The sequence below is a fragment of the Kitasatospora sp. NPDC048194 genome, from assembly GCF_043202455.1.
GTDB lineage: Bacteria > Actinomycetota > Actinomycetes > Streptomycetales > Streptomycetaceae > Kitasatospora.
The window spans coordinates 85,160-107,446 of record NZ_JBIDAK010000003.1 but is presented as its reverse complement, the minus strand read 5'-3'; the positions used below and the strand labels follow the sequence as shown (position 1 = coordinate 107,446).

At 71.9% G+C, this 22,287-nt stretch carries 23 protein-coding genes and 1 tRNA gene; 15 read left to right on the top strand and 9 right to left on the bottom strand.

The annotated features are described in order from the left end of the window. Positions 1-19 precede the first annotated feature (19 nt). Complete coding sequence (locus tag ACGF07_RS05495) at positions 20-766, top strand: low temperature requirement protein A (RefSeq protein ID WP_392895689.1); 747 nt, start codon at positions 20-22, stop codon at positions 764-766. A gap of 112 nt (positions 767-878) precedes the next feature. After that, the gene (locus ACGF07_RS05490; protein ID WP_392895687.1) at positions 879-1,328 is read left to right on the top strand and encodes an RICIN domain-containing protein; all 450 of its coding nucleotides are present in this window, start codon (positions 879-881) and stop codon (positions 1,326-1,328) included. 4 nt (positions 1,329-1,332) lie between these two features. Here ACGF07_RS05490 and ACGF07_RS05485 read toward each other — a convergent pair whose 3' ends face one another. The 3 genes from ACGF07_RS05485 to ACGF07_RS05475 form a co-directional block, all read right to left on the bottom strand. Next, positions 1,333-2,028: a tyrosine-protein phosphatase gene (locus ACGF07_RS05485; RefSeq protein ID WP_350741492.1), complete on the bottom strand. Its 696-nt coding sequence runs from the start codon at positions 2,026-2,028 to the stop codon at positions 1,333-1,335. 164 nt (positions 2,029-2,192) lie between these two features. Then, complete coding sequence (locus tag ACGF07_RS05480) at positions 2,193-2,954, bottom strand: SDR family oxidoreductase (protein WP_392895685.1); 762 nt, start codon at positions 2,952-2,954, stop codon at positions 2,193-2,195. A gap of 10 nt (positions 2,955-2,964) precedes the next feature. Next, positions 2,965-4,188: a DNA glycosylase AlkZ-like family protein gene (locus ACGF07_RS05475; RefSeq protein WP_392895683.1), complete on the bottom strand. Its 1,224-nt coding sequence runs from the start codon at positions 4,186-4,188 to the stop codon at positions 2,965-2,967. Positions 4,189-4,483: 295 nt separating this feature from the next. Here ACGF07_RS05475 and ACGF07_RS05470 point away from each other — a divergent pair, with 295 nt between their 5' ends. From ACGF07_RS05470 to ACGF07_RS05460, 3 genes are all read left to right on the top strand, one after another. Beyond that, positions 4,484-5,194, top strand: coding sequence for a DNA polymerase beta superfamily protein (locus ACGF07_RS05470; RefSeq protein WP_392895681.1), 711 nt, complete (start codon positions 4,484-4,486; stop codon positions 5,192-5,194). A gap of 200 nt (positions 5,195-5,394) precedes the next feature. Continuing rightward, positions 5,395-5,467: transfer RNA gene (locus ACGF07_RS05465), tRNA-Lys, on the top strand. Then, positions 5,457-5,783 carry a DUF3631 domain-containing protein gene (locus ACGF07_RS05460; protein WP_392896064.1) on the top strand — a complete coding sequence of 109 codons (327 nt, stop codon included), beginning with the start codon at positions 5,457-5,459 and terminating at the stop codon, positions 5,781-5,783. The genes ACGF07_RS05465 and ACGF07_RS05460 overlap by 11 nt, the downstream gene beginning before the upstream one ends. Before the next feature lie 573 nt (positions 5,784-6,356). On the opposite strand, the gene ACGF07_RS05455 is transcribed toward ACGF07_RS05460, so the two are convergent. Together ACGF07_RS05455 and ACGF07_RS05450 are read right to left on the bottom strand one after the other, a co-directional pair. Continuing rightward, entirely contained in the window at positions 6,357-6,887 is a 531-nt protein-coding gene (locus tag ACGF07_RS05455; RefSeq protein ID WP_392895679.1) for a GNAT family N-acetyltransferase, read from the bottom strand. Beyond that, on the bottom strand, positions 6,884-8,149 hold the full coding sequence (locus ACGF07_RS05450; RefSeq protein ID WP_392895677.1) for a helix-turn-helix domain-containing protein: 1,266 nt from the start codon (positions 8,147-8,149) through the stop codon (positions 6,884-6,886). Before ACGF07_RS05450 ends, ACGF07_RS05455 begins: the two co-directional genes overlap by 4 nt. Before the next feature lie 273 nt (positions 8,150-8,422). Here ACGF07_RS05450 and ACGF07_RS05445 point away from each other — a divergent pair, with 273 nt between their 5' ends. The 5 genes from ACGF07_RS05445 to ACGF07_RS05425 all read left to right on the top strand — a co-directional run bounded on the left by ACGF07_RS05445 (position 8,423) and on the right by ACGF07_RS05425 (position 11,869). Then, positions 8,423-9,037: an ATP-binding protein gene (locus ACGF07_RS05445; RefSeq protein ID WP_392895675.1), complete on the top strand. Its 615-nt coding sequence runs from the start codon at positions 8,423-8,425 to the stop codon at positions 9,035-9,037. Positions 9,038-9,057: 20 nt separating this feature from the next. Then, entirely contained in the window at positions 9,058-10,200 is a 1,143-nt protein-coding gene (gene amcB, locus ACGF07_RS05440; protein ID WP_392895673.1) for a cyclophane-forming radical SAM peptide maturase AmcB, read from the top strand. Then, the gene (gene amcA / locus ACGF07_RS05435; RefSeq protein WP_355366996.1) at positions 10,197-10,367 is read left to right on the top strand and encodes a multiple cyclophane-containing RiPP AmcA; all 171 of its coding nucleotides are present in this window, start codon (positions 10,197-10,199) and stop codon (positions 10,365-10,367) included. Before amcB ends, amcA begins: the two co-directional genes overlap by 4 nt. A 76-nt stretch (positions 10,368-10,443) precedes the next feature. Next, on the top strand, positions 10,444-11,130 hold the full coding sequence (locus ACGF07_RS05430; protein WP_392895671.1) for a pentapeptide repeat-containing protein: 687 nt from the start codon (positions 10,444-10,446) through the stop codon (positions 11,128-11,130). Positions 11,131-11,152: 22 nt separating this feature from the next. After that, positions 11,153-11,869, top strand: coding sequence for a hypothetical protein (locus ACGF07_RS05425; protein ID WP_392895669.1), 717 nt, complete (start codon positions 11,153-11,155; stop codon positions 11,867-11,869). A gap of 245 nt (positions 11,870-12,114) precedes the next feature. On the opposite strand, the gene ACGF07_RS05420 is transcribed toward ACGF07_RS05425, so the two are convergent. After that, positions 12,115-13,407, bottom strand: a complete 1,293-nt coding sequence (locus ACGF07_RS05420; protein WP_392895667.1) for a TerD family protein — start codon at positions 13,405-13,407, stop codon at positions 12,115-12,117. 716 nt (positions 13,408-14,123) lie between these two features. Here ACGF07_RS05420 and ACGF07_RS05415 point away from each other — a divergent pair. Both ACGF07_RS05415 and ACGF07_RS05410 read left to right on the top strand, forming a co-directional pair. Next, complete coding sequence (locus tag ACGF07_RS05415; protein WP_392895665.1) at positions 14,124-14,633, top strand: hypothetical protein; 510 nt, start codon at positions 14,124-14,126, stop codon at positions 14,631-14,633. A gap of 330 nt (positions 14,634-14,963) precedes the next feature. Continuing rightward, on the top strand, positions 14,964-16,970 hold the full coding sequence (locus tag ACGF07_RS05410; protein ID WP_350748210.1) for a carbamoyltransferase C-terminal domain-containing protein: 2,007 nt from the start codon (positions 14,964-14,966) through the stop codon (positions 16,968-16,970). A 133-nt stretch (positions 16,971-17,103) separates the two neighbouring features. Here the strand turns inward: ACGF07_RS05410 and ACGF07_RS05405 are convergent, their stop codons facing one another. The 3 genes from ACGF07_RS05405 to ACGF07_RS05395 are packed head-to-tail and all read right to left on the bottom strand — an operon-like array spanning position 17,104 to position 19,550. Continuing rightward, on the bottom strand, positions 17,104-17,289 hold the full coding sequence (locus tag ACGF07_RS05405) for a hypothetical protein (RefSeq protein WP_030245889.1): 186 nt from the start codon (positions 17,287-17,289) through the stop codon (positions 17,104-17,106). Positions 17,290-17,313: 24 nt separating this feature from the next. Continuing rightward, positions 17,314-18,273 carry a class I SAM-dependent methyltransferase gene (locus ACGF07_RS05400; protein ID WP_392895662.1) on the bottom strand — a complete coding sequence of 320 codons (960 nt, stop codon included), beginning with the start codon at positions 18,271-18,273 and terminating at the stop codon, positions 17,314-17,316. Then, positions 18,270-19,550 (bottom strand): cytochrome P450, encoded by a 1,281-nt coding sequence (locus tag ACGF07_RS05395; RefSeq protein WP_392895660.1) that lies wholly within the window; start codon positions 19,548-19,550, stop codon positions 18,270-18,272. The genes ACGF07_RS05400 and ACGF07_RS05395 overlap by 4 nt, the downstream gene beginning before the upstream one ends. Before the next feature lie 397 nt (positions 19,551-19,947). On the opposite strand from ACGF07_RS05395, the gene ACGF07_RS05390 reads away from it, so the two are divergent. The 3 genes from ACGF07_RS05390 (at position 19,948) to ACGF07_RS05380 (ending at position 22,271) form a co-directional block, all read left to right on the top strand. Then, positions 19,948-20,316 carry a hypothetical protein gene (locus tag ACGF07_RS05390; protein WP_223886012.1) on the top strand — a complete coding sequence of 123 codons (369 nt, stop codon included), beginning with the start codon at positions 19,948-19,950 and terminating at the stop codon, positions 20,314-20,316. 93 nt (positions 20,317-20,409) lie between these two features. Further along, on the top strand, positions 20,410-21,405 hold the full coding sequence (locus ACGF07_RS05385) for an ABC transporter ATP-binding protein (RefSeq protein ID WP_392895658.1): 996 nt from the start codon (positions 20,410-20,412) through the stop codon (positions 21,403-21,405). Then, on the top strand, positions 21,402-22,271 hold the full coding sequence (locus tag ACGF07_RS05380) for an ABC transporter permease (RefSeq protein ID WP_350747527.1): 870 nt from the start codon (positions 21,402-21,404) through the stop codon (positions 22,269-22,271). The genes ACGF07_RS05385 and ACGF07_RS05380 overlap by 4 nt, the downstream gene beginning before the upstream one ends. Positions 22,272-22,287: the final 16 nt, after the last annotated feature.

The following is a 22,287-nucleotide window of genomic DNA, read 5'->3' as shown; positions in this document are numbered from 1 at the left end:
GGGTTCCGGCCCCGCCGCGGTGCTGCGGATGGGGGCGTCCAACCTGGTCGTCGGCACCCTGGTCGTGACCGGCGGCTACCTCGCCGGTACAGCCCAACTGGTCTGCTGGGCGGTGGCCTTCGCGATGCAGTTCATCACCCCGCGGGTGGCCCGGCTGCCCGAGTTCCGGCTGCGCGCGGACCACTTCGTGGAACGGCACGGGCTGATCGTGATCATCGCCTTCGGCGAGTCGGTGATCGCGGTCGGGGCGGGCGCCGGAGCGGCCGAGCTCGGGCCCGCCCTGATCGCCGTCGCCCTGCTCTGCCTGACCGTGTGCGTCGGCCTCTGGTGGGCGTACTTCGGGTACGACGACGACGCGCACGCCGAGCACCACATGGCGGCGCTGCCCTCCGCCGAACGCAACCGGGCCGCCGTCACCGTCTACTACCTCGGCCACTTCGCGTTGCTCCTCGGCGTGCTGCTGTTCGCCGCCGGGGTGAAGTCGGCGGTCGCCCACCCCGGCGCCGCGACCACCCTCCCGCAGGCCGTCGCGCTGGCCGGGGGCATCACCCTCTACCTGGCGGCGAACACGGCCGTCCGGCGCTTCTTCGGGCTGCGCCCCCAACTGCCCCGGCTGGTCGGCGCGGCGGCGGTCGCGGTGACCGTTCCGCTGGGCACCGGGGTCTCCGCACTGGCCCAAGTGGGCGCGGTCGTGGCCGTGCTGGCCGCTGTGTTCGGGTACGAGTCCGGCTGTCGGCCGCCGGTGGGACACTCCCGTCATGACTGACCGAGGGACTGGCCGAGCGACTGACCGAGCGACCGGCCGAGCGACTGAGCGAGGGACCGACCGAGGGACCGACCGGGAGACCGTCCGGGGGGCCGGTGCCGGGGCCGGCGGCGTGGGCGAGGCCGCGATCACCGACGGCCGCTACCGGATCCGCAACGTCGGCAGCGGCCTGCTGCTCGAGGTCGCCCAGGACTCCCGGCGCAGCGGCGCCCGGGTGCGCGTGGGCGCGGACGACGGCTCCGAGGCGCAGCTCTGGCAGCTCAGCGCCGTCCACCCGGGCGGCGCGCTGTTCCACATCGAGAGCGCCGCCGGGGGCAAACGCCTGGACGTCACGGGCGCCTCCCCGGAGGACGGCGTCCCGATCCAGCTGTGGTCCGCCAACGCCTTCGGTGCGCAGGAATGGCTGCTGGAGGCCCACGTCGACGCGCCGGGGACGTACACCGTCACCAGCTTCATCAGCGGCAAGCCGCTGACCGCCCCGGCGGAGCCGGACGCGGGCGTCCAGCAGTGGGAGGACGTGGACGCGCCCACCCAGTGGTGGCGCTTCGAGCGGTGGGGGTAGGGGCTCAGCCGGAGAGGTTGGCGCGGACGGCGTCGAGTTCGGCCTCGGTGACGCCCTGGGCCAGGAGGTAGGCCGGGACGGTGCCGTGGTGGCTGCGGATCCAGGCGAGGGAGGAGGCGATGAGCTCGGCGCCCACCGGGCGGGAGACGCGCTCGGTGCCGGCCTCGTCGATGTACGGGACGGGCCCGCGGTCCAGGCCGAGGCCCGCGTTGGAGCGCAGGAAGTCGGTGGTGATGTCGGCGTCGGAGGCGCCCAGCAGGGACTGCAGGACGGCGATGGTCAAGCCGGTGCGGTCCTTGCCGACGGCGCAGTGGACGACGGCCGGCAGCGCCTCCGGGGCGGCCAGGCGGCGGATGACCGCGGCGAGCGAGGGCCCGGCGGTCTCCGGCATGAAGGTGTAGAGGGCGGCCTGGTCCTCGGGCCAGGGCCGGTCGAGGTCCTCGCGGTTGGCGGGCAGGGTCGGCAGGCTGAGGGTCTCGTGGTCGAGGTCGTGCCGCTGGTCCGGCCAGACCTGGAGTTCGACCGGGCTGCGCAGGTCGATGACCGTCCGCAGGCCGAGGGCCTTCAGCCGACGGGCGCCCTCCTCGGTGAGCAGGTGGAACGAGCCGGAGCGGTACAGCACGCCCCGGCGCAGGGTGCCGACCCCGCCGGCGTCACGGAAGTTGCGCACACCGGGGATGTCGATGAAGGCGTCGGTCATGGCGTCCACCGTACGGGCGAGGCCGGACCGGCGGAAGGAAACCGGAGGAGGCGGTGCGTTGAAACCCCGGCCCGGGGAGCGCTGCCCGCCCTCCGGCCCCTCGGTCCCCGGCGCCTCGGTCCCCGGCTGCTGAGCCCGGGGACCGGAGCCGTGGCGGGTGGCCCTCAGCGCCCCCCGGAGACCTCCAGGAACGCCCCCGTGGTGTACGAGGCGGCCGGGGAGAGCAGGAAAAGGACCGCCTCGGCGACCTCCTCCGGCTGCCCGCCACGCCGCATCGGCAGGCCCGGCGCGACGCGGTCGACCCGGCCGGGTTCGCCGCCGAGTGCGTGGATGCCGGTGTGGATCAGGCCCGGGCGGACGCAGTTGACCCGGATGCCCTCGGCCGCGACCTCCAGCGCCAGCCCGCGGGTCATCGAGTCCACCGCGCCCTTGGCGGCCGCGTAGTCGACGTACTCGTTCGGCGAGCCGAGCCGGGAGGCCGCCGAGCCGACGTTGACGATCGCGCCGCCGCGCCCGCCGTACCGGGTGGACATCCGGCGGACGGCCTGGGCGGCGCACAGGAAGGGCCCGGTGACGTTGGCGGCCCAGATCCGGTTCAGCCGGGCCTCGTCGATGTCCTCCAGCCGGCACTGCTTCTCCAGCGTGCCCGCGTTGTTCACCAGGGCGGTGAGCGGCCCGAGTTCGGCGTCCACGGTGGTGAACAGCCGCTCCACCTCGGCGGTGCGGCTGACGTCGGCCCGTACGGCCAGGGCGGTGCCGCCCTCGGCCCGGATGGCGTCCACCACGGCGGCGGCCGAGGCGTCGTCCGTACGGTAGTTGACGCAGACCCGGTAGCCGCGGCGGGCGGCCAGCCGGGCGGTCGCGGCACCGATGCCGCGGCCGGCGCCGGTGACGACGAGGACGTCGTCGGTGCTGGTGGTCGTCATGGCCCGTACGCTACCCGGCCGTTCGGCCGGAGGCGCGGGACATCGCGGCCCGCAGGGCGGCGACCTTCGGCGCCCGGCTCTTCGGCGAGTCCAGGCTGAAGCCGCGGGCATCGCCGAGCTCGTCCCGGACGAAGGCCTCGGTGCGGGTCAGGGCGTCGCGCAGCGCGTCGTCCGGCGGGACGAACAGCTGGTGGACGATCTCGGCCCGCTCGGTGTCGTACTCCCACAGGCCGACGATCCGCCCGCGGTCGAGCACCAGGTGGGTCTGCGGGTCGGCCTCGGTGCCGAAGGTGCGCCCGGCGCGGCCGGCCGGCAGGGGGCGGGCGGCGTCGGCCGGGTCGAGCAGCCGGGGCAGGTCGCGGTGGAGCAGGTGGATGCCGTCGATGCCGGCCAGCAGCGTGTAGTGCGGATCCCTCGGCACCTCGAAAGCGGCGAACTCCTCGGCGAGTTCGGGCGGCATCAGCAGGTCGGAGCCGGGCGCCAGCGGGACCAGCCCGGCCTCGGCGGCGGCCCGCCGGGCGGTGGCGGCGGTGAAGCCGGAGAACCAGCGGAAGTGCTTGAGGGTGGCGGGGGCGGCCCAGGAGAAGTACCGGCGGGCGAGGTCGACGGCGTCCCCGCGGACCGGCTGGTCCCAGCCGACGTAGCCGTAACGCTGCTGGTCCAGACGGCCGTTGACCGGCACCCGGCGGATCCGGCCGCGCGCCTGCAGCAGACCGAGGGCGAGCGGCAGGGTGGTCGTCAGGCCGCGTTTGCGGCCCGCCTCGCCGAGCGGCCGGGCGGCGTCACCGACCGCCGCCCGGATGGCGGCCGGATCCAGTGGCCCGCTGCCGGCCAGGACCCGTTCGACGGCCAGGCAGAGCTGCTCCACCTCGTCCCGGCCGACCCCCAGGTGCTTGGCCGCCGAGGCCAGTTCGCCCTCCGGGGCGGCCGCGCCGGCGGCCAGGCCGAGCGCGAAGTCGGCGGCGGGCAGCACGTACGTGCAGCCGCGTGCGGACGGCAGCTCGTGCACCTCGAGGGCGGCCACCGCCGCGTCCACGGCCGCTCGGCCGAGCCCGGCCCGGGCGAACAGGCCCAGGTACGGGGCCGCACCGCCCACCGAACGGGCCCAGCCGGTGGCGGCCAGCACCTCGGCGGCGGACGCCCCGGTGTGCGGGCGGTCCAGCCACTGCCGGTGCGACCACCAGGCCCGCAACCTCTCGATGCCGACGGCCTGCGGGTGGGGATCATGCTCCATGGGGCCAGTATCGGCGGCGGAAGCGCCTCGGAGCGGAAACTCGCTCGCCCGGCGCGGCCCGCAGCGGGGAGGATTGCGGGACGGAGGCGGTGGCCGCCCGTCCGTCCCTGCGTCCGTCTGGCCGCCCGCCCGCCCGTGCGTCTGGCCGCCTGTCGGTCCGGTCGCCCGTCCGTCCGGTCGTCCGTGAGGCCGCCGAGCCGGATCTCCGCGGCCATTTCGGCGGCGGCCTCGGATCCGACGTTCGATTCGAGCTGGGGGGCCGGCCTCCGGTCCGCCCTTCGAGAGGAGTCCGCCCGTGGCCGCCCCCGGCACCGTCCTGCTGTCCGGCATCGTCGGCTCCACCGCGTACGGCTTCGCCCACGCCGGCTCGGACCTCGACCGGCTGGGCCTGTTCGCCACCCCCACCGAGGAGTTGCACGGCCTGCACCGCCCGGTCGAGTCGCACGTGAGCACCGCGCCCGACGTCACCCTGCACGAGGCCGCCAAGTGGTGCCGGCTGGCGCTGTCCTGCAACCCGACCGCCTCCGAGCTGGTCTGGCTGCCGGAGGACCTGTACGAGACCGTCACCCCGCTCGGCCGCGAGCTGGTGGGGATCCGCTCGGCCTTCCTCAGCGGGCCGGCCGTCCGCAAGGCCTATCTCGGCTACGCCGACCAGCAGTTCCGCAAACTGCTGAGCCGCGACACCACCGACCCGGCGAGCCGCCGCCGGGCCGCCAAGCACGCCCGGCACCTGGTCCGGCTGGTGGAGCAGGCCGTCCGGCTGCACGAGACCGGCCGGAACCTGATCCGGCTGTCCGACCCGGAGCGCGTCCGAGAGCTGGGCGAACGCATCGCGGACCGCCCGGACAGCGCCGGGAGCCTGCTCGCCGACGCCGCCGAACGGCTCGCCCGGCCCGGCGTGCTGCCTGACGCCCCCGACCCGCGCCCCGCCGAGGACTGGCTCCGCCGCGTCCGCGCCGCCCACTACCGGCCGCCGCAGGGCCGGCCCCCCGAGCCTTCGCACTGAGCCCGCCCCACGGGTCGCGGCAGGACCCCGCCACGGCGCGCCGCCACGGCACCCCGCCACGGCGCGCCACCGCGGGACCCCGCCACGGTGCCCGTCCCACCGGCCCGGCGCGCCCGGCCAATCCACTGGCGGAGCCCTGGGCCCCACCGGGTAGGATCGCCGTGGCCCTCCCCACCAGGCACCACCGGGACCGGGGCCGCGGGCCGCTAGCTCAATTGGCAGAGCTGCGGACTTTTAATCCGTAGGTTCAGGGTTCGAGCCCCTGGCGGCCCACCTGCGACGAGGGGGCTACACCCCCTCCGACCTGCAGCGCAGCACCCCGGCTCATCCGAGTAGCCGGGGTGCTGCTGCGTTTGCGGGCCGTCTGCGTGAGCGATGCGTAAGCGGATGGCAGATCAGGCGAGGACGGCGGCCTGAAGGCCAGGGTCCTCGTCGACATCCGCCGCGTCTTCGCCACTGGAGGCAACCGGGCGCCCTGTCCACCGAGCACATCCTGACGGCCCTGAACGCCGACGGCGAGGCGCCCTGGGCCGAGTACGGCATCAACGGTCTGACCGCGCGCGGGCTACAGCTCCTACCCAAGGACTAAGGCATCGGCTCGGCGAACATCCGCTTCGACCGCGACACACAGCGCAAGGGCTTCACCCGTAACAGCTTCCTCGGTCCCTGGAACCGCTACTGCCCGGAACCCGGTGAGCGACCCGCCACCAGCACCTGACCCGCCACCACCGGTACCACCCGTCCCCGCCCAGCTCAGAGCGGGGACGGGTCACTTTCCCGCAATGAGCCCAAGCGTCCCTCGATCACTACCCTTACCAGCGTGACCAGGCCCGCAACGAGTGGGACGACTGCAACGCAATCCCGGCGGGCAGAAGATCCTCAGGGCTGCGGCTGGCAGACACCAGCTTCAGGCCACGACGAAGCTCCGAGCCAGAACCGCAGGCGGAGCAAGTTGTGGGGTAAGGAGTCCTTACCCGCCTCCGCCCCCGCGGGGTCGGAGGCTTCCCGGTCGGCTCAGGGGTGCCGGCGAGGGGGAGGGATAGCAGCGCCCGCCGCCGGCCGACGCCGACCGGGCCGCAGACGACGATCTCCGCGGCCACGCCTGGTTGCCCCTTCTTGTAGGGCTGCACCGATCGGCAAGAGGTCTTTGCCCGTCCTCCTGTCAGCTCCGAGCTCGGATCATGGCCGTGAGGCGGGGCGACTCGGGCGAGGGCTGCTGGCCGTTGAAGGCCTCGTATCCCCAGGACTCGTACAGGGCCTGGACTTTTCCGTCTCCGGCGAGGGGGTTGACCATCAGGGTGACGCGCTCCTCGGTGCGACCGGCCAGGAGTTCGTCATGAATGCGCCGCGCGGTGCCGGTGCCCCGCCATGGGATGCGGAGGCCGATCTCCTTGATTACCAGAGTGCTGACCTCGCTGAAGCTGTCGGGCAGCGGTTCGGTCATGCGCTTCCAGTATCGGTCATCGGCCGTCAGCGTATTCCCGTAGGTGTACCCGATGGCCGACTTACCGTCGTACGCGATGACGGCTTCGAAGCCTGGCTCGGTCGCGTGCCGGTCGAGGCGTTCGGCGAACGCCTCGACACGGTAGTTCGCCAGGTGCAGCAGCGGGGCGCGGACGTCCGCGTAGACGTCCAGGAGGTCCTGGCGGGCATCGGGAGTGAGATCGGTGTAGTGGCGGAGTTCGACGGTCACGCGGTGGTCCTCCAGGTGTCGTGGGCGTACTCGGTCCAGGTCAGCGCCGGGCCACTGCCGGCCGTTTGAGCGGTCAGCTTGGTGCCGAACGAGGCCAGCATGCCGGTGACGCGAGGGTGGGCGGAGACCGCGGCCGGCACCGACATGGCGGTGGCGACAGCGGGCTCGAAGTCACCCTGGCCGAGTTGGGCATGGGCGAGGCGAACGGTGGTGATCGCATGGGAGCGCTGCATCGCACCACGGCGAAGCGCCATGCTGCGGTGAGCGTGGGCTTCCGCGTCTTCCCAGTTGCCAGCGGCCAGGTGAGCGGCGAGGGCGAGGGAGTCGAGTTCGGCCTGGTCGTAGAACGCGGTGATCCACACGGGTCGGGACGCTGCGGCATCGGCGCGGTCGAGGGCGTCCTGCGCATGGCCGAGGGAGCGTCGGACGGCGTTGGTGTCGCCGGTGAGGCCGTGGATCGCAGCGTGCCGGGCATGGCCGAGGGAGGCGAACAGCGGGTCTCGCCGGGCGATCGGCAGGCTGCGGGCCACGTCGTTCGCGGCGAGCGCGTCACCGGGGCGGCCGAGGTGGCGGTAGAGACTCCCGGCGTGCGACCAGATCCGGAACTGGATGGCGGAGTCGCCGGACATCGCGGCGATAGAGGCCGCCTTCTGGTGATGCTGAAGAGCGGCGTCGAATCGGCGGCCGTCGATGGCCGCCCACATCGCGCTCGACATGAAGGAGGCCGCGCAGGCGTACAGGGCCGACCGGATCCGCTGGCTTGCGGTGCCGTGTTCCTGGAGGGCGAGTGCCTCGTTCGCGAGAGCGACCGCCTTGGCCTCGATGCTGACCCGGCCGCCGTGACGGTGGTCGCTGGCGATGACCTCGGTGAAGCGGGCCTCCAGCAGCTGGATGTCAGCGCCACCGATGCGGCGCGGTGCGGGGGCGGCAGCCGTGCCGGTGAGAGCGGCCACGGCAGTGCCGCCGGCGGCCGCTATGAAGTCGCGTCGCCTCACGTCTGCCTCCGGTGTGGTGCGGGCCCGGCCCGTGGGGGCGAAGCCGAGCTGTTCGGGCATGCAGTCGAATACTGCACCCAGTGCGACGCGGATCTTTCCCGGGGGCCACCGGGTCACGCCGGTGAGCCAGTTGTGGACCGTGCGCTCTGATACGGTGCCCGGCTTCCCGGTCAGGGTCCTGATCTCGGCATTCACTTCGCGCGCTAACTCGGCCTTGGTCATGCGGCGTTCGGCCATCCTGCGGCGGAGAGCGACGTTTGCCACCATGCGGTCAACGTAGCCGCGTTGTCACCTGGTGTGCAGGGCTTCGGGTAATGGGACAGTCAAGTTTTCCGGTTGGTGCCGGGCCATGCCGCACCGAACTTTGCCTCACCACCGAGGCGTTGGCAGTCGTTCACTGGGTGTGCGGCCGCCGCCGGTACCCCGCGGCGGTGGCACCGACACATCCCTGCCTTCACCCCTGGAGTCCGCGATGCCGTTCCCCTCTGGTCTTCCCGGGCGAGCCCCGGCCACTACGCGGCTCAACCCAGGCGTGCCAGCGTGACCGGCACGATCAGCGCGCTGGAGGAACAGGAACCAGCCTCCGGGACGAGCATCGACCTTCCCTACCGGCCGGAGTCAGCGTCGCAGGCCCGACGACTGGTCCGGGGAACGCTGGCCGACTGGAGTCTGGAAGAGCTGGTCGACGATGCCGTGCTCGTGGTCTCGGAGATGGTCACCAACGCGGCGAAGACCGGCTGCCACAAGAAGATGACGCCCCAGATCGTCCGGACGACGGCCGCCTCGGTGCGGATCCTGGTGGCAGACGGCTGCCGCATCCTGCCGGTGCGGATCAAGGCGGGGCAGCGGCGACGAGTCCGGCCGCGGGGTCGAACTCGTCCACAAGCTCACCCACGGCCGCTGGGGAGTATCTCTGGAACCTCTCGGCAAGACCGTCCATGCCGACCTTCGAGTCGGTGGGAAACCGTGAGGCGCCAGCACAGAGGCTCGGCGCGCGATCCGATCAGCACCGCCCTGCAGACGGTCTGGATCACCGGCCACCTCGTCGTGCTCGGCCTGCTCGGCGTCCTGACCGACCACCAGCTCACCGGTGCCCCACTGCCCCGGATCGCGGCCCCCACTCCCGACATCGAGCCGCTGGCACCCTCAATCTGACTCGCGAAGGAGTCCGCACGATGCAGACCCTGGACCGCTACCGGAGCCGCATCGCCCGCCGTCCGAAGGTGGTCGTCGTGCAGCCGGACGGCTTCTGCAACCTCAAGTGCACCTACTGCTACCTGCCTGACCGCGACCGGCGCACACCGATGCCCATCGAGGTCGCCCAGGCCGTGGCCCGGTCGGTCGCCGAGTTCGCCGACACCACCTCGGCGACACCGGTTGAGATCGTCTGGCACGCCGGCGAGCCGCTGGCCATCGGCCGTCGGCGGTTCGCCGAGCTGCTGGCCCCGTTCGAGCCACTGCGGCAGGCCGGCCTGGTCGAGCACTCGGTGCAGACCAACGCCGTGCTGATCACCCCGGCGTGGTGCGACTTCCTGACCGATTACGGGTTCCGGGTCGGGGTGAGCATCGACGGTCCGGCCGCGCTCAACCACCAGCGCGTCGATTGGGCGGGACGCCCCGCCTTCGACCGGATCACGAAGGGCATCGGGTACTTGCGCGAACACGGCGTGCGCTTCTCCGCGATAGCGGTCGTCAGTGCCGAGAGCATCGGTGACCCCGAGGGCCTGCTGGACTTCATGGCCCACCTCGGCTGCCACACCGTGGGCCTGAACATGGAGGAGCTGGAGGGCGTCAACACCGACCGCGCGGTGCCCACCGTCGGACAGGCCCGCGAGTTCTGGCGCCGGGCAATCGCGTGGTCCCGCCGGCACTGCGGCCTGACCATCCGCGAGGTCGACCGCCTCGGTAGCTACCTGCAGGCCGCCCGCGCAGGCGGAGAAGCGGCGTGGGACGAGCTGCTGATCGACCCGATTCCGACCGTCTCGTCCGCTGGAGACGTCGTCCTGCTCTCGCCCGAGCTCGCCGGGATCAGTGATCCGGCATACGAGGACTTCCGGGCCGGGAACGTCATGGAGCTGAGCATCGGCTCCATGCTGGACCGCGCGCACGAACTCCGGTACGTGCGCGAGTTCCTGACCGGCCTGGACGAGTGCGAGGCCACCTGCGAGTTCTTCGACTTCTGCCGGGGAGCCCAGGCCGGCAATCGCTACTTCGAGAACGGCCGTCTGGACACCACCGAGACGAACTACTGCCGCGTGTCCAGGCAGGCCCTCATCACCGCACTGTCCGATACCGTCCGAGAGGAGCAAGCCGCATGACCGTCCTTGAACTGCTGGCCGCCACCGACGCCCCGGTGGTCGCCGACCTCACCGCCGGCCGAACCGTCGCCGTCGCCGGGTTCGACAACCGGCCCACCTGGGACAACGCCGGATCGTCGTTCGACAACCGGCCGACGTGGGACAACTGGTCGAACAAGGGCAAGTAGCACTAGCTGAGCCACCCGGGCCCGCACCAGCGCGGTGCGGGCCCGGTCCCCCGAACCGAGAGAGCGGAGCAAGCCCGTGGACAGCACCTTCGGCCGCGTCACCGTGACCCTGCCCAGCCTGAACGAGCCGGGCCTCTACCTGTCCAACGTCAGCACGCTCGACTCCGCTCGGGGCATCGTCCAGGACTTCCAGTACACCGACGCCAACCTGCGGGACCTGGACCTCACCGACACCAGCCTCATCACCGGCCGCGTCACCGGACTTCGCGCCGACCGGGTCCAGCTCGACAAGGTCCGGCTCGACTCCGTCGAGTTCGACACCTGCGACCTCGCCACCGCCCGCATCACGGACGCCAAGCTCTCCCGTGTCGTCTTCCGCAGCTGCAAGATCATGGGCGCCCAGCTCACCGGCGTGACCCTCGACAACGTGCTGTTCGAGAACTGCAAGCTCGACTACAGCAGCTTCGAGCGGGTCCGGGCCATCGGACCGCTGGTCTTCTCGAAGTGCGTCCTGAACGAGGCGACGTTCACCGGCAGCGACCTCAGCCGGGCAGTCCTCGACGCCTGCAGCCTGCGACTGGCCGAGTTCGGCCGGGGCAAGTACCAGGACCTCGACCTGCGCGGCAACGACCTGAGCACCGTCCGGGGCACCGCCAACCTCGGCAAGGTCATCATCGACCGGGCCCAGCAGGCCGAGCTCGCCGAAGCCCTGGTCGCCGAGCTGGACGTGACGTTCGCGGACACCCTGGACGACCGCCGGTGAGACCAACCGGGAGGAGCCCGGAATGAACCTCGCCATCGCCCACCACGACCCTGCCGCGCTCGCCGAGCGGTGCGACGTCGCCGGCGTCCGCACCGCTTACGGCGAAGCTGACTACGAGGACGGGGCCGTCCTTCCCGACGGCCCCTGGCAGCCCCTCACCGCCAACCTTGCCCACCAGCTCCGACCGACCGCGCTCACCCGCGACACCACGCTGGTCGAGCTGGTGAGGTTGCCCGACGGACCGGCGCCAGCCAGCCTCGACGCGCTGGCCGATCCACTCGGCGACCCGAACGCCGTCCACCTCGGGCGAGCTGCAAGCCCCGCGAAGGCCCTCACGACCACGCCGAACTACCGCGACGGCCGACGCATCGGCCTTCACGTCGACAACTGGGACAAGCTCGCCTACCACGCCAAGCACCTGGGCCGGCGTCGCCTGTGCATCAACCTCGGCCCCGACACCCGGTACATCCTGCTCGGCGACATCGACATCCAGGCCATCTGCCGAACCGTCCATCCTGACCCCGAGAACCGCTACCCGCATACCGAAGACCTTCGCGCGTACATCGCCGCCGGTCACCGGTTGAACGTGTACCGCATCCGCCTGGAACCTGGCGAGGGCTACATCGCCCCGACCGAACTGCTGCCCCACGACGGCTCCACGGAGGACCGGCCGGAGCCGTCCACCGCCGCATTCTGGCTCGGCCACTGGCCACGCGGAGTTCTCCCGACACTGGTCTGACCGGGCGGGGGCGGCTCAGTCCACCGGTCCCGGGCCGCCGGGCTGGGCGTCAAGGATGGCCATTCCTGCCGTACTTTCCGGTGGATCACGGCGTCGACCTACGCTGTTAGGACCAGCTGCCGGCCTTCCCACCCGGAGGGTGACATAGAGCCAACGGGGGAGACGGTGGCCGGCACTGGCCGTCTGCGCTTCCCGCGCGTCCGCTGGGTGCTCGCGCCCCGAACAACGTGGCAGCCATGCGCAGCTCACTTGGTCTTGAATTCTACCGGTCCCGTGCTCATCCGAAAGTTGCCGTTGGAGTACAGCATGGGGCGGGCCTCCTGGTGGTTTCCGCTGTACTTCTCCACGTGACGGACCTCAACACCGCCGGGGACGGTGAAGTCGATGAGCGCGATGGCGACCCAATAGGACAGGTTGCGGTTGTTGTACAGCGGGACGGTGACGATGGATCCGCGCCCGTCAGTGACCACGGCTCGGGCGCCGTAGGACTTGAAAGAGCCTGTGCCGTTCTCGACTGCGCTGTACGCGCAAATGAGGACGTAGCCCTGAAGGTCCGGCCGCCGAATAGTGATGGTCTCTCGTCCGGGGTTGCGAGCGTCGCCGTCGAGAGCGATGTACGGGGCTTCGACCGGAGAACCGAGTTGCCGGTAGTAGATGACCTGCTCAGATCTGGTCGGCCGGGGGCCTTTGGGGGTGACGGCGCTGCGGGGTACGTAGAGGGCGTACAGATCCAGGTCTGCGCCGGCTTGACGCCGAGCCCTACTGCCACCGTTCCATTCCAGGCTGGCGGTGACGACGAGGCGCGGATCGTCCTTACGCATGTTGATTGTGGCCTGGCCGCCCTTACTGAGGGAGACTCTGCCGAGGGGTTTGGATGGCCTGAGAAGGGCGGACGAACCTAGCACAGAGGTAGGCAGAGGGTGTCCGGGCGGCTGCGACGGGTCGGTCGGGGCTGCCCGGTCGGCAGGAATACGCGGTTGCAATGCACTTCCCGTCGCCGCTGACGGGGGCATGAGCTCTGCCGGAGGGGCGGCAACAGGCCCGGGGTCATCTACGACGATGCCGAAGTCCGCCGCCAGACCTGCCAATCCGCTGGACCACCCCTGCCCGACAGCCCGAACCTTCCACGTGCCCTCTCGCCGGTAGAGCTCGACGAGAACCGCCACGGTCTCTCCGCCATTCATCGGCGGCGGAAGGAAAACGAATTGCGCGGAACCGCACTCGATGCCGACGCTCGGTGTGCTCTTCGTGTCGAAGCGGCCGTAGGGGTAGCCGATTTCGACACTCGCCACCACAGCGATGCGTTCCACCGAGGACGGGACGCGGTCGAGGTCTGCCGTGACGGTGGGACCGGCTGCCGTGACGCCGTCTTGGGACGGGTGGTTGTAGAACACCAAATCGTCGTCGCCACGAACCTTGCCCCCGGATCCGAGGAGAACCGCGGAGACATCGACGGGCAAACCGGAAGCCACGACGGTCACCCGGCAGCGGGGGGCGGTCAGAAGCGCGTTCGCCCCCTTGGAGAGCGCGATGGTCATGTGAGCCTCCTGTGGCGACCCGTCCATGGTGACGGCAACTGCTCGACCGCGCAGGAGAAATGCAGAGATTCCGGTGGCAGGCGTGCGGGTGGCGTTGGAACGGAGGCACAGCACGGGCCGGGTGTCGGTGTGCTGTGGGCCCAGCAGCCGCAGGGTTCGGAGCGAACTGATCAACGAATCGGCCGAGGCTCTCTGGACGACGACGCGCTCGGGAGCGCGCGCCAGCCGTGGTTTCCCCTACCAGGATGCTGTAGGCGCGTGGCTATGCGGCCGCGTTGTGTCCGGTGCCCTCGACGCGGATCGGATCATCCCTGAGGGGCTGGAAGATCTCTCATGTGACGGCCCGACCTCTTGGCACGTCCAGGTGAAATCTCGCCAGGAGCAGATCGGCGACTTCACCGTTCCTGACGTTGCCGAGCATCTCGTTGCGATGGCTCGGGCTCATGCGAAACGCCAACTGGCGGGAGTGGCCGGTCGGCCCCTACTTGTGCTCGAACGGCCGCTGGAGGGTGAGTGATCCGCTTCAGCCCGTTGCAGCGTGGTCCGTATCGAACTTTTAAACCAGTAGGTTCAGGGTTCGAGCCCCTGGCGGCCCACCCTCAGCGATCGTGTCCGACCCGGGCGTCCTCCCCTCCGGAGGGCGCCCTTCGTCGTGTCCGGGGGCCGGCCGGGTACCCGGGGCGGGTGGCGGAGGAGGGCCGAACTATCGTGCTGCCATGGGACCTTTGAAGCCTGACGTCGCCCAACTCGTCATCGGACTCGTCTGTTTCTTCCTGGTGTTCGGGGTGCTCGGGGCGCTGCTGCTCCCGCGCATCGAGAAGACCCTGGCGGAACGGCGGGATGCCACCGAAGGGGGTGTGGAGCGGGCCGAGGAGGCGCGGGCCGAGGCCGAGCGCGTCTACGAGGAGTTCCAGGCGGAGCTCTCCGGCGCCAGGCACGAGGCGGCGCTGATCCGGCAGACCGCCACCGAGGAGGGCGCGGCGCTGATCGCCGGGCTGCGGGCCGAGGGGCAGGAGCTGCGGGAGCGGATGCTCGCGGAGGCGAAGGTCCGGCTGGAGGCCGACCGGGTGCTGGCCGAGGCGGAGCTGCGGGAGGACGTGGCCCGGCTGGCCACCGAGCTCGCCGGCCGGGTGATCGGCGAGCCCGTCGCCGGGCTGCCGCGCACCCGGGCGATCGCCGACGAGTTCTTCGCCGAGCACGACGCGAAGGCGGGCGCAGGCGCCTGAGACCGGGCGACCGCCGCACCCCTCCCACCGGGGATCGGGCCCCGGCCGGTGGTGGTCCCACCGGCCGGGGCCCTTCCCGTTCCCGGCTTTCCGATTCGGACCCCGCGGCCCCCGGAATCCGCTGCGCATGCGTATGCGGGCCGCCCGGACGTGCGTAAACGGGGATTTCAGTATGTACCGGGCGTCCGCACGCGTGGTCGAATGACCGGGTAGTCGCTGGCGCCGGGGGCAGGCGGCCGGCCCTGGCGGGGTGCGGGAAATCCCCCCGCGCACGGGCCGGAAATACCTCGTCCTGACAGAACCTGGCAGACCGAGGAAAAAGAGGTAACCGTGGCCGAGCACTTCCTTTCCGCCTATCTCACGCCGCCGGGGCCGGGTGCGGTCTTCTCGGTCCGGCACGACCAGAACGTGGCGCTGTGGCGCCGCGACGGGGCGGACGTCGAACTGGTCCGCGTCTGGGAGCTGGAGCGGGTCAGCGGTCAGAAGCACCACTTCTGGCCGCTCTACACCGAGGGCCGGGCCGAGGCCTTCCTGTCGGCGCTGCTGGCCGAGGAGGGGCTGACCCTCGACGACATCACCGCCACTTGGGGCACGCCCGGGCTGCCGAAGGCGCAGCCGGTGCCGAAGCCGGCCGGGGCGGAGGAGTTCCCGCTGCACAGCCTGGCGCACCTGTTCAGCGGGGTGCTGCGGGACGTCCCGCTGTTCCGCGAGGGCCAGATCGTCGGCCTGGCGATCGACGCGCTGCCCGACTACGCGCAGGAGAGCCGTCCCAACACCTACTGGTACGCCGGCTGCGTGGTGAAGCAGGGCCGGATCACCTTCGAGCCGGTGGAGTCGCCCGGCCCGCTGTACACCGCCGCGGAGACGGTGTTCGGGCTGGAGCCCGGCTCGTTGATGGCGCTGGCCTCCGCCTCGACGGCCGCGATCGACTTCGACGCCGAGGCGGCGATCGCCGACGTCACCTTCTTCGGCGGCTCCGCGACCCAGCCCTGGAAGGCCGCCCACGACCTGGTCCGCTCGGTGGTGGAGGCCGCCGAGCTCCAGCTCGCGGACGTCGAGCTGGACGACACGCTCAGCCGCGAGGACCACCTGCGCAGCGCGGTGATGAAGGTGATCCAGCGCTGCTGCGAGGGCGTGGCGATCCGCAACGTGGAGCGGCTGCTGGAGGTCGGTGGCATCCGCGCCGAGGACACCCACCTGGCCACCACCGGCGGCTACGCGCTCAACTGCCCGACCAACACCCTGCTGATGGACCGGTTCGGCTTCAAGGGCCTGGTCACCCCGCCGTGCGCCAACGACTCCGGCCAGGGCATCGGCCTCGGCCTGCTCGGCCTGTACGGGGCGGGCGCGCTGGACGGGGCCGACCTGCGGATCGTCTCGCCGTACTACGGCCGGGACGTCCTGGACGTGGCGGAGGCGCTGGCCGAGTTCGCGCCCTGGATCGTCTCGGTGACGGACTTCGAGGCCGAGCGCTTCGTCGCGGACGTCTCCGACGGCGTGATCGCCTGGGTGGACGGCCGGGCCGAGCTCGGGCCGCGCGCGCTGGGCCACCGCAGCCTGCTCGGCGACCCGCGCTCGCAGAAGGTCAAGGACCTGCTGAACGAGTACAAGCGGCGCCAGTGGTGGCGGCCGGTCGCGCCGATGGTGATGGCCGAGTACGCGGGCGAGTGGTTCGCCTCCGACCGCGAGTCGCCGTACATGCTGGAGGCGGTCCAGGTGCGGCCGGAGGTGCGGGAGCTGGTCCCGGCGATCGTGCACCTGGACGGCTCGGCGCGGCACCAGACCGTCACCGCCGAGTCCAACCCGCCGCTGCACCGGGCGCTGGACGCGTTCCGGGCCGCGACCGGGGTGCCGATCCTGTGCAACACCTCGCTCAACGACAAGGCCGAGGCGGTCGTCGACCAGGCCGCGCAGGCGCTCAACTTCTGCGTCCGCAAGGGCGTTCCGGTGCTCTACCTGTGCGGGCGGCGGGTCGAGCTGCGGGCCGAGCCGGTGCCGGCCACGGCGGCGCCGACCGAGCCGCGGCCGCGCGCCCTGGAGTACTTCGCCGGGCAGGAGGCGGACCGCGACGCGCTGTGGCAGGGCTGGTTGGACGCCGGCTACACGGTCGAGGGCATGTACCACCTGTCGCGCAGCCACCAGCTCCGTGCCGAGCAGGAGCTCTCGACGCCCGAGCGGGTCAACCTGCTGGCCGCGTACCGGGCGAAGGTGGACCCGTCGTTCACCGGCCTGGTGAACAACTTCCGCCGCACCCACGGGCCGGGCGGCTCCTTCGTCGACCCGTCCACGCTGACCGGGGCGTTCGGGGTGATCAACCCGCTGCGACGCTCCCGCTAGGGGCCGGACGGGCCCGGACGGCACCGGGAACGGGGGGGGGGGGGGGGGGGGGGGGGGGGGGGCCCCCCCCCCCCCCCCCCCCCCCCCGACCCGTTGTGCGCCTCGCGCCGTAAGGGTGTCACTGCCGGAGCCGTCAGTAGCGCGGCTTCCGGGTCAGCGCCAGGCCGCCCAGCAGGAAGGCGACGCCGAGCACGCCGGCGACGACCGCGTCGGTGGTCTGGGCGGGCTTGTGGCTGGCGTCCATCACGGCGGTGATCAGGCCGGCCACCGCGCTGATGTAGCAGAAGATGGTGATGAAGATCTTGACCTTGGGGTGCACGGTTCTTCCTTTCGGTGCTGCTCGTCAGTGCTGTTCTCGGACGGTTTCCTGCGGTCCGCGGCCCGCGGGTGCGGTCGCGGCGACGGTGAGGCCGAGGAGCATCACCCAGGCGTCGGGGTCCGACCGGAAGCGGTTCCAGCGGTCCGCGGCGAGGGCGAGGTCGGCCAGGGAGAGGAGGCCCCGGGCCACCAGCGGCTCCAGCCGCTGCGGGCCGAGCTGCGGGGCGAAGGCGTCGGTGGGGTGGTCGTCGTTGGTGGTGGCGAACGGGCGCAGCACGACCTGCTCGAAGCCGGCCGCGCGCAGCAGCCGGGGGAGCCGGCGGCCGATCGACCGGTCGCCGCCGTCGGCGCGCTGGGCGGCGGCCATCTTGGCGTGCACGCCGGCGAGTTCGGGGTAGGAGGGCTCGGCGGCGCCCCAGAGCGCGGAGTCGACCTCGGTGCAGGCGACCGTGCCGCCGGGGCGCAGCACCCGGCGGACCTCGGTGAGCACGGCGACCGGGTCCGGGACGTGCTGGAGGACGTAGCGGAGCAGGACGAAGTCCACGCAGGCGTCCGGCAGCGGCAGGTCGGCGCCGTCGGCGACCAGCAGGGTCACGCCGGGGCCGGCCGCGTGGGCGAGCAGGTCGCCGTCGATGTCGGCGGCGATCAGGGTGGTGCCGGCGGGCAGCGCGGCGCGCAGCCGGCGGGTCACCGCGCCCGGGCCGGCGCCGAGTTCGAGCACGGTGCCGGGCCGGGGTGCGGCGTCGGCCTGCGGCGCGGGGTCGGCCTGGAGTGCGGTGCCGGACCGGGGCACGGAGTCGGCCCGGGGTGCGGTGCCGCCGTCCGGGGTGCCGCCGGGCAGGCCGAGCTCGCGCAGGATGCGCAGCTCCTCGGGGAAGGAGAGCGCGGCCTGCGCCTCCAGCCGGTCGAGTTCGGCGGCCAGCCCGCCGCCGGTGGTGCGCGCCGGGTCGTACGAGCCGCCGAGCGGACGGACGGTGGTGGTCATCGGGGCCTCGCGATCATCGTCATGCCGTGCTTGGGGCGGAGGGTGACGAGCGCCTCGGGTTCGACCGGGAAGCCCTCGACGAGCTCCAGCCGGACCGACTGGAGCAGGGAGGCGAGCACCAGGACGGCCTCCAGCATCGCGAAGTGCTGTCCGACGCAGATCCGGTCCCCGCCGCCGAACGGCAGGTAGAGGTGGCTGGGCAGCACGGCGCCGTCGAAGCGGTCCGGGCGGTAGGCGTCCGGCTCGTCCCAGTGGCCGGGGTGGCGGTGCAGCACCCACTGGCTGACGCACACCAGGGTGCCGGGCTCGACGTCGTACCCGCCGATGACGTCGGACCCGACCGCCCGGCGGGAGATCAGCCAGACCGGCGGGTAGAGCCGCATGGCCTCCTGGACCGCCCGCCGGCAGGCCGGGAGGTCCTGGAGGTCGGCCGCGGTCGGCGGGCGGCCGCCGAGCACCCGGTCGACCTCCTCGCGGACCTTGGCCAGTTCCTCGGGGTGGCGGTCGAGCAGGTAGAGCGTCCAGGTCAGGGACTTGGCGGTGGTCTCGTGGCCGGCCATCACGATGGTCAGCACCTGGTCGCGCAGGTCGGCGTCGGAGACCAGGTGGTCGGTGGACATCATGGTGTCCAGCAGGTCGCCGCCCGCCGTGCTGCTGCCGCCCGCGCGGCGGGCGGCGATCAGCGTGCGGGTGACGGTGTCGAGGAAGACCCGGGCGCGGCCGAAGTCGGCGTAGCGGCGGGCGGTGTCGGCCGGGTCGGGGTCGGGGCTCGGTACGTAGTGGCCGATGCAGCGGTTGACGGCGTCGACGGCTCGGCCGAAGCCCTCGCCGATGCCGTCGATGTCGGCGCCGAGGATGGCGCGGGTGAGGATGCCCAGGGTCAGCGCGGTGAGGTGCTGGTCGATCTCCAGCGGGGTGCCGGCCTCGACGGACGGGCGCCAGCGCTCCAGCATCCCGGCGGTCGCGTCGGTGACGATCCGGTCGAAGGTGCGGACCGCGCTGGGGCGGAACGCGGGCGCGGTCAGGTGCCGTTGGCGGGCCCAGTCGGCGCCGTTGCTGGTGAGCAGCCCGTTGCCGAGCAGCGGACGCAGCATGGCGTCGTCCGGGGTGCCCTCCTTGGTGTAGTTGGCGCCGTTGTCCTTCAGCACGTGCCGGGCGTACTCGGGCCGGTTGAGCAGGTAGACGGTCTCGCCGTCGGCCCGGTGGCGGGTGATGTCGCCGTAGGTGCGGGCCAGGCCGGTGATGAAGTCGAGCGGCGACTCCCTCATCAGCGCCATGTCGACGTCGTCGGCTGGGCCTGGCGGGACGGTGTGCGTAGGCACGGTGCGGACCACCCCCGTGATTCCTCTCGATGCTCACCCGGGACTTCCGGAATGCGTACGCGCCCGCCGAATGCGTACGTACGCATTTCCGGTACGTATCCCGTCCGCATTCCGATGCGTATTCCGATACGTATTCTGATGCGTATTCAAGGGCGCGTGACGGCTGAAATCTACCGCACCGGCCGCATGTGCTCAATACTTAGTCCGGGCACCGGAAGTGAGGTCTTGGCGGCCAATTGCGGCCGTGTCATTCTTCATTTGTCGGCGGCGCCGGGAAGCGCCGGGCACGAGCACCGGGCACGGAGCACGGGAACCGCCGGCAAACCGGAATCCCGAGAAAAGGAACATTCTCATGGCTTTGGACCAGAGGAAGCGGGCCGAGTTCGTCAACGGCTACACCCGCGCCCTGATCAGCGCCTGGTCGAGCGAGGAGTACGCGGCCCGCCTGCGTACCGACGCCCGTGCCGCCCTCGCCGAGGCCGGCCTGGAGCTCCCGGCCGACGCCGAGATCGTCATCGTCCAGACTGCCGCCGAGGGCGAGCAGGAGGGCAACCTCGAGGTGCAGGTGGAGTTGTACGAGATCGGTCTGGCGACCGGTCGCTACGAGTTCCACATTCCGGAGACCCCGCAGATCGACACCGCCGAGCTGAGCGAGGGCGACCTGTCGGACATCGCGGCCGGTGGCAACTCCTGCTGCTGCCCGTGCTGCTGCTGCACCTGATCCAGCCGGGAAACCCGCCCGCCGGGCAAGGTGCCCGGCCGGCCGACCTGAGGACCAGGTCGGCCTGAACACCCCACCAAGGAGCGATCCACAGTGGCGACTGCCGTCGGGGACCACCCCGTCTCAGTCCGCGGCCTGCGCAAGAGCTACGGCGACTGGCACGCGGTCCAGGGCCTGGATCTGGACATCCACCAGGGTGAGGTCTTCGCCCTGCTCGGGCCGAACGGCGCGGGCAAGACGACGACCGTCGAAATCCTGGAAGGGGTCCGCCAGCGAACCGGCGGTGACGTGCGGGTCCTCGGCTGCGACCCAGCCGAGGACCGGCGCGAGTGGCGCGCCAGGATCGGGGTGGTCCCGCAGACCACCGGCGCCTACTCGGACCTGACCGTCCGTGAGGTGGTCGAGCACTTCGCGGCGTTCTACCCGAACCCGCTGCCCGTCGGCCAGGTCATCGACATGGTCGGGCTGGGCAAGCACGAGAAGAAGCAGAGCACGGACCTCTCCGGGGGCCAGGCCCGCCGACTCGACGTCGCGGTCGGCATCGTCGGCGACCCGGACCTGATCTTCCTGGACGAACCCACCACCGGGTTGGACCCGGTGGCTCGCCGGGAGGCCTGGGACCTGGTCCGCTACTTCTCCGAGCGCGGTCGCACCACCGTGCTCACCACGCACTACCTGGACGAGGCCGAGGCGCTGGCCCAGCGCGCCGCGGTGATCGTCGCCGGCCGAGTGGTCCAGTGCGGGCCGCTGGCCGAGTTCGGCGGCCGTTCGCAGACTCCGACCACGGTCTCCTTCCGGATTCCGCCGGAGCTGGCCGGCCGTCCACTGCCGTCGCTGCCAACCGGGGCCCGGCCGGCCCCGGTGGGCGCGGACGGTCTGCTCCGGATCGCCACCCACGCCCCGACCGCGCTGCTCGCGGTGCTGGTCCCGTGGGCGCACCAGGCAGGCGTCGGCGAGCTGCCCGAGCTGCGGGTGCACCGGCCGACCCTGGAGGACGTCTACCTGGACCTGATCCGGGAGAACGCCGACGGCACCGACCGCGGGGCCGACACCAGCCAGAGCATCACCCACGAGGCGGGCAAGCGATGACCCTCACCCAACCCACCGCGACCGCCGCCGGCGCCGCGACCACCGCCCCGCCCCGCCGCGCCGCCCGGATGCCCGGCATCTGGCGGGCCGGCGCGGCCCGCTCCAAGGTCGAGCTGCGGGCGTTCTTCCGGAACAAGCAGTCGCTGGTCTTCACGCTGATGTTCCCGGTGATCCTGCTGGTCGTCTTCGGCTCGATCTTCTCCGGCAAGGTGGCCGGCACCGACACCGACCTCAAGCAGGTCTTCATGGCCGGCATCATCGCGGCCGGGGTGATGAGCACCGCCTTCTCCGGCCTGGCGATCAACATCGCGATCGAACGCGACACCGGTACGGTCCGCCGGCTCGCGATGACGCCGATGCCCAAGTCGGCGTACTTCGTCGGCAAGCTGGTGCGGGTCATCGTCACCACCGCCCTGGAGGCGGTGCTGCTGATCGGCATCGCGCTGGCCCTGTTCGGGCTGCCGCTGCCCAGCACCCCGGAGCGCTGGTTCACCCTCGGCTGGGACCTGGCGCTCGGCACCGTCGCCTGCGCGATGGCCGGCGCCGCCTACTCGGCGCTGATCCCCAACAGCCGGTCGGCGGCGGCGATCGTCACCCCGGTGTTCATGGTGCTGCAGTTCATCTCCGGCGTGTTCTTCCCGTTCGGGCAACTCCCGGCCTGGATGCAGACGGTGGCCGCGTTCTTCCCGGTCAAGTGGATGGCCCAGGGCTTCCGCTCGGTCTTCCTGCCGGACTCCTTCACCGCCGTGGAACCGGCCGGGAACTGGGAGCTGGGGCACATCGCGATGGTCCTCGTCGCCTGGTCGCTGGCCGGGCTGGTGCTGACCGCCTTCTCCTTCCGCTGGCGCGGACCGCGGGTCCGCTGAGACCCTCTCGGAGTTG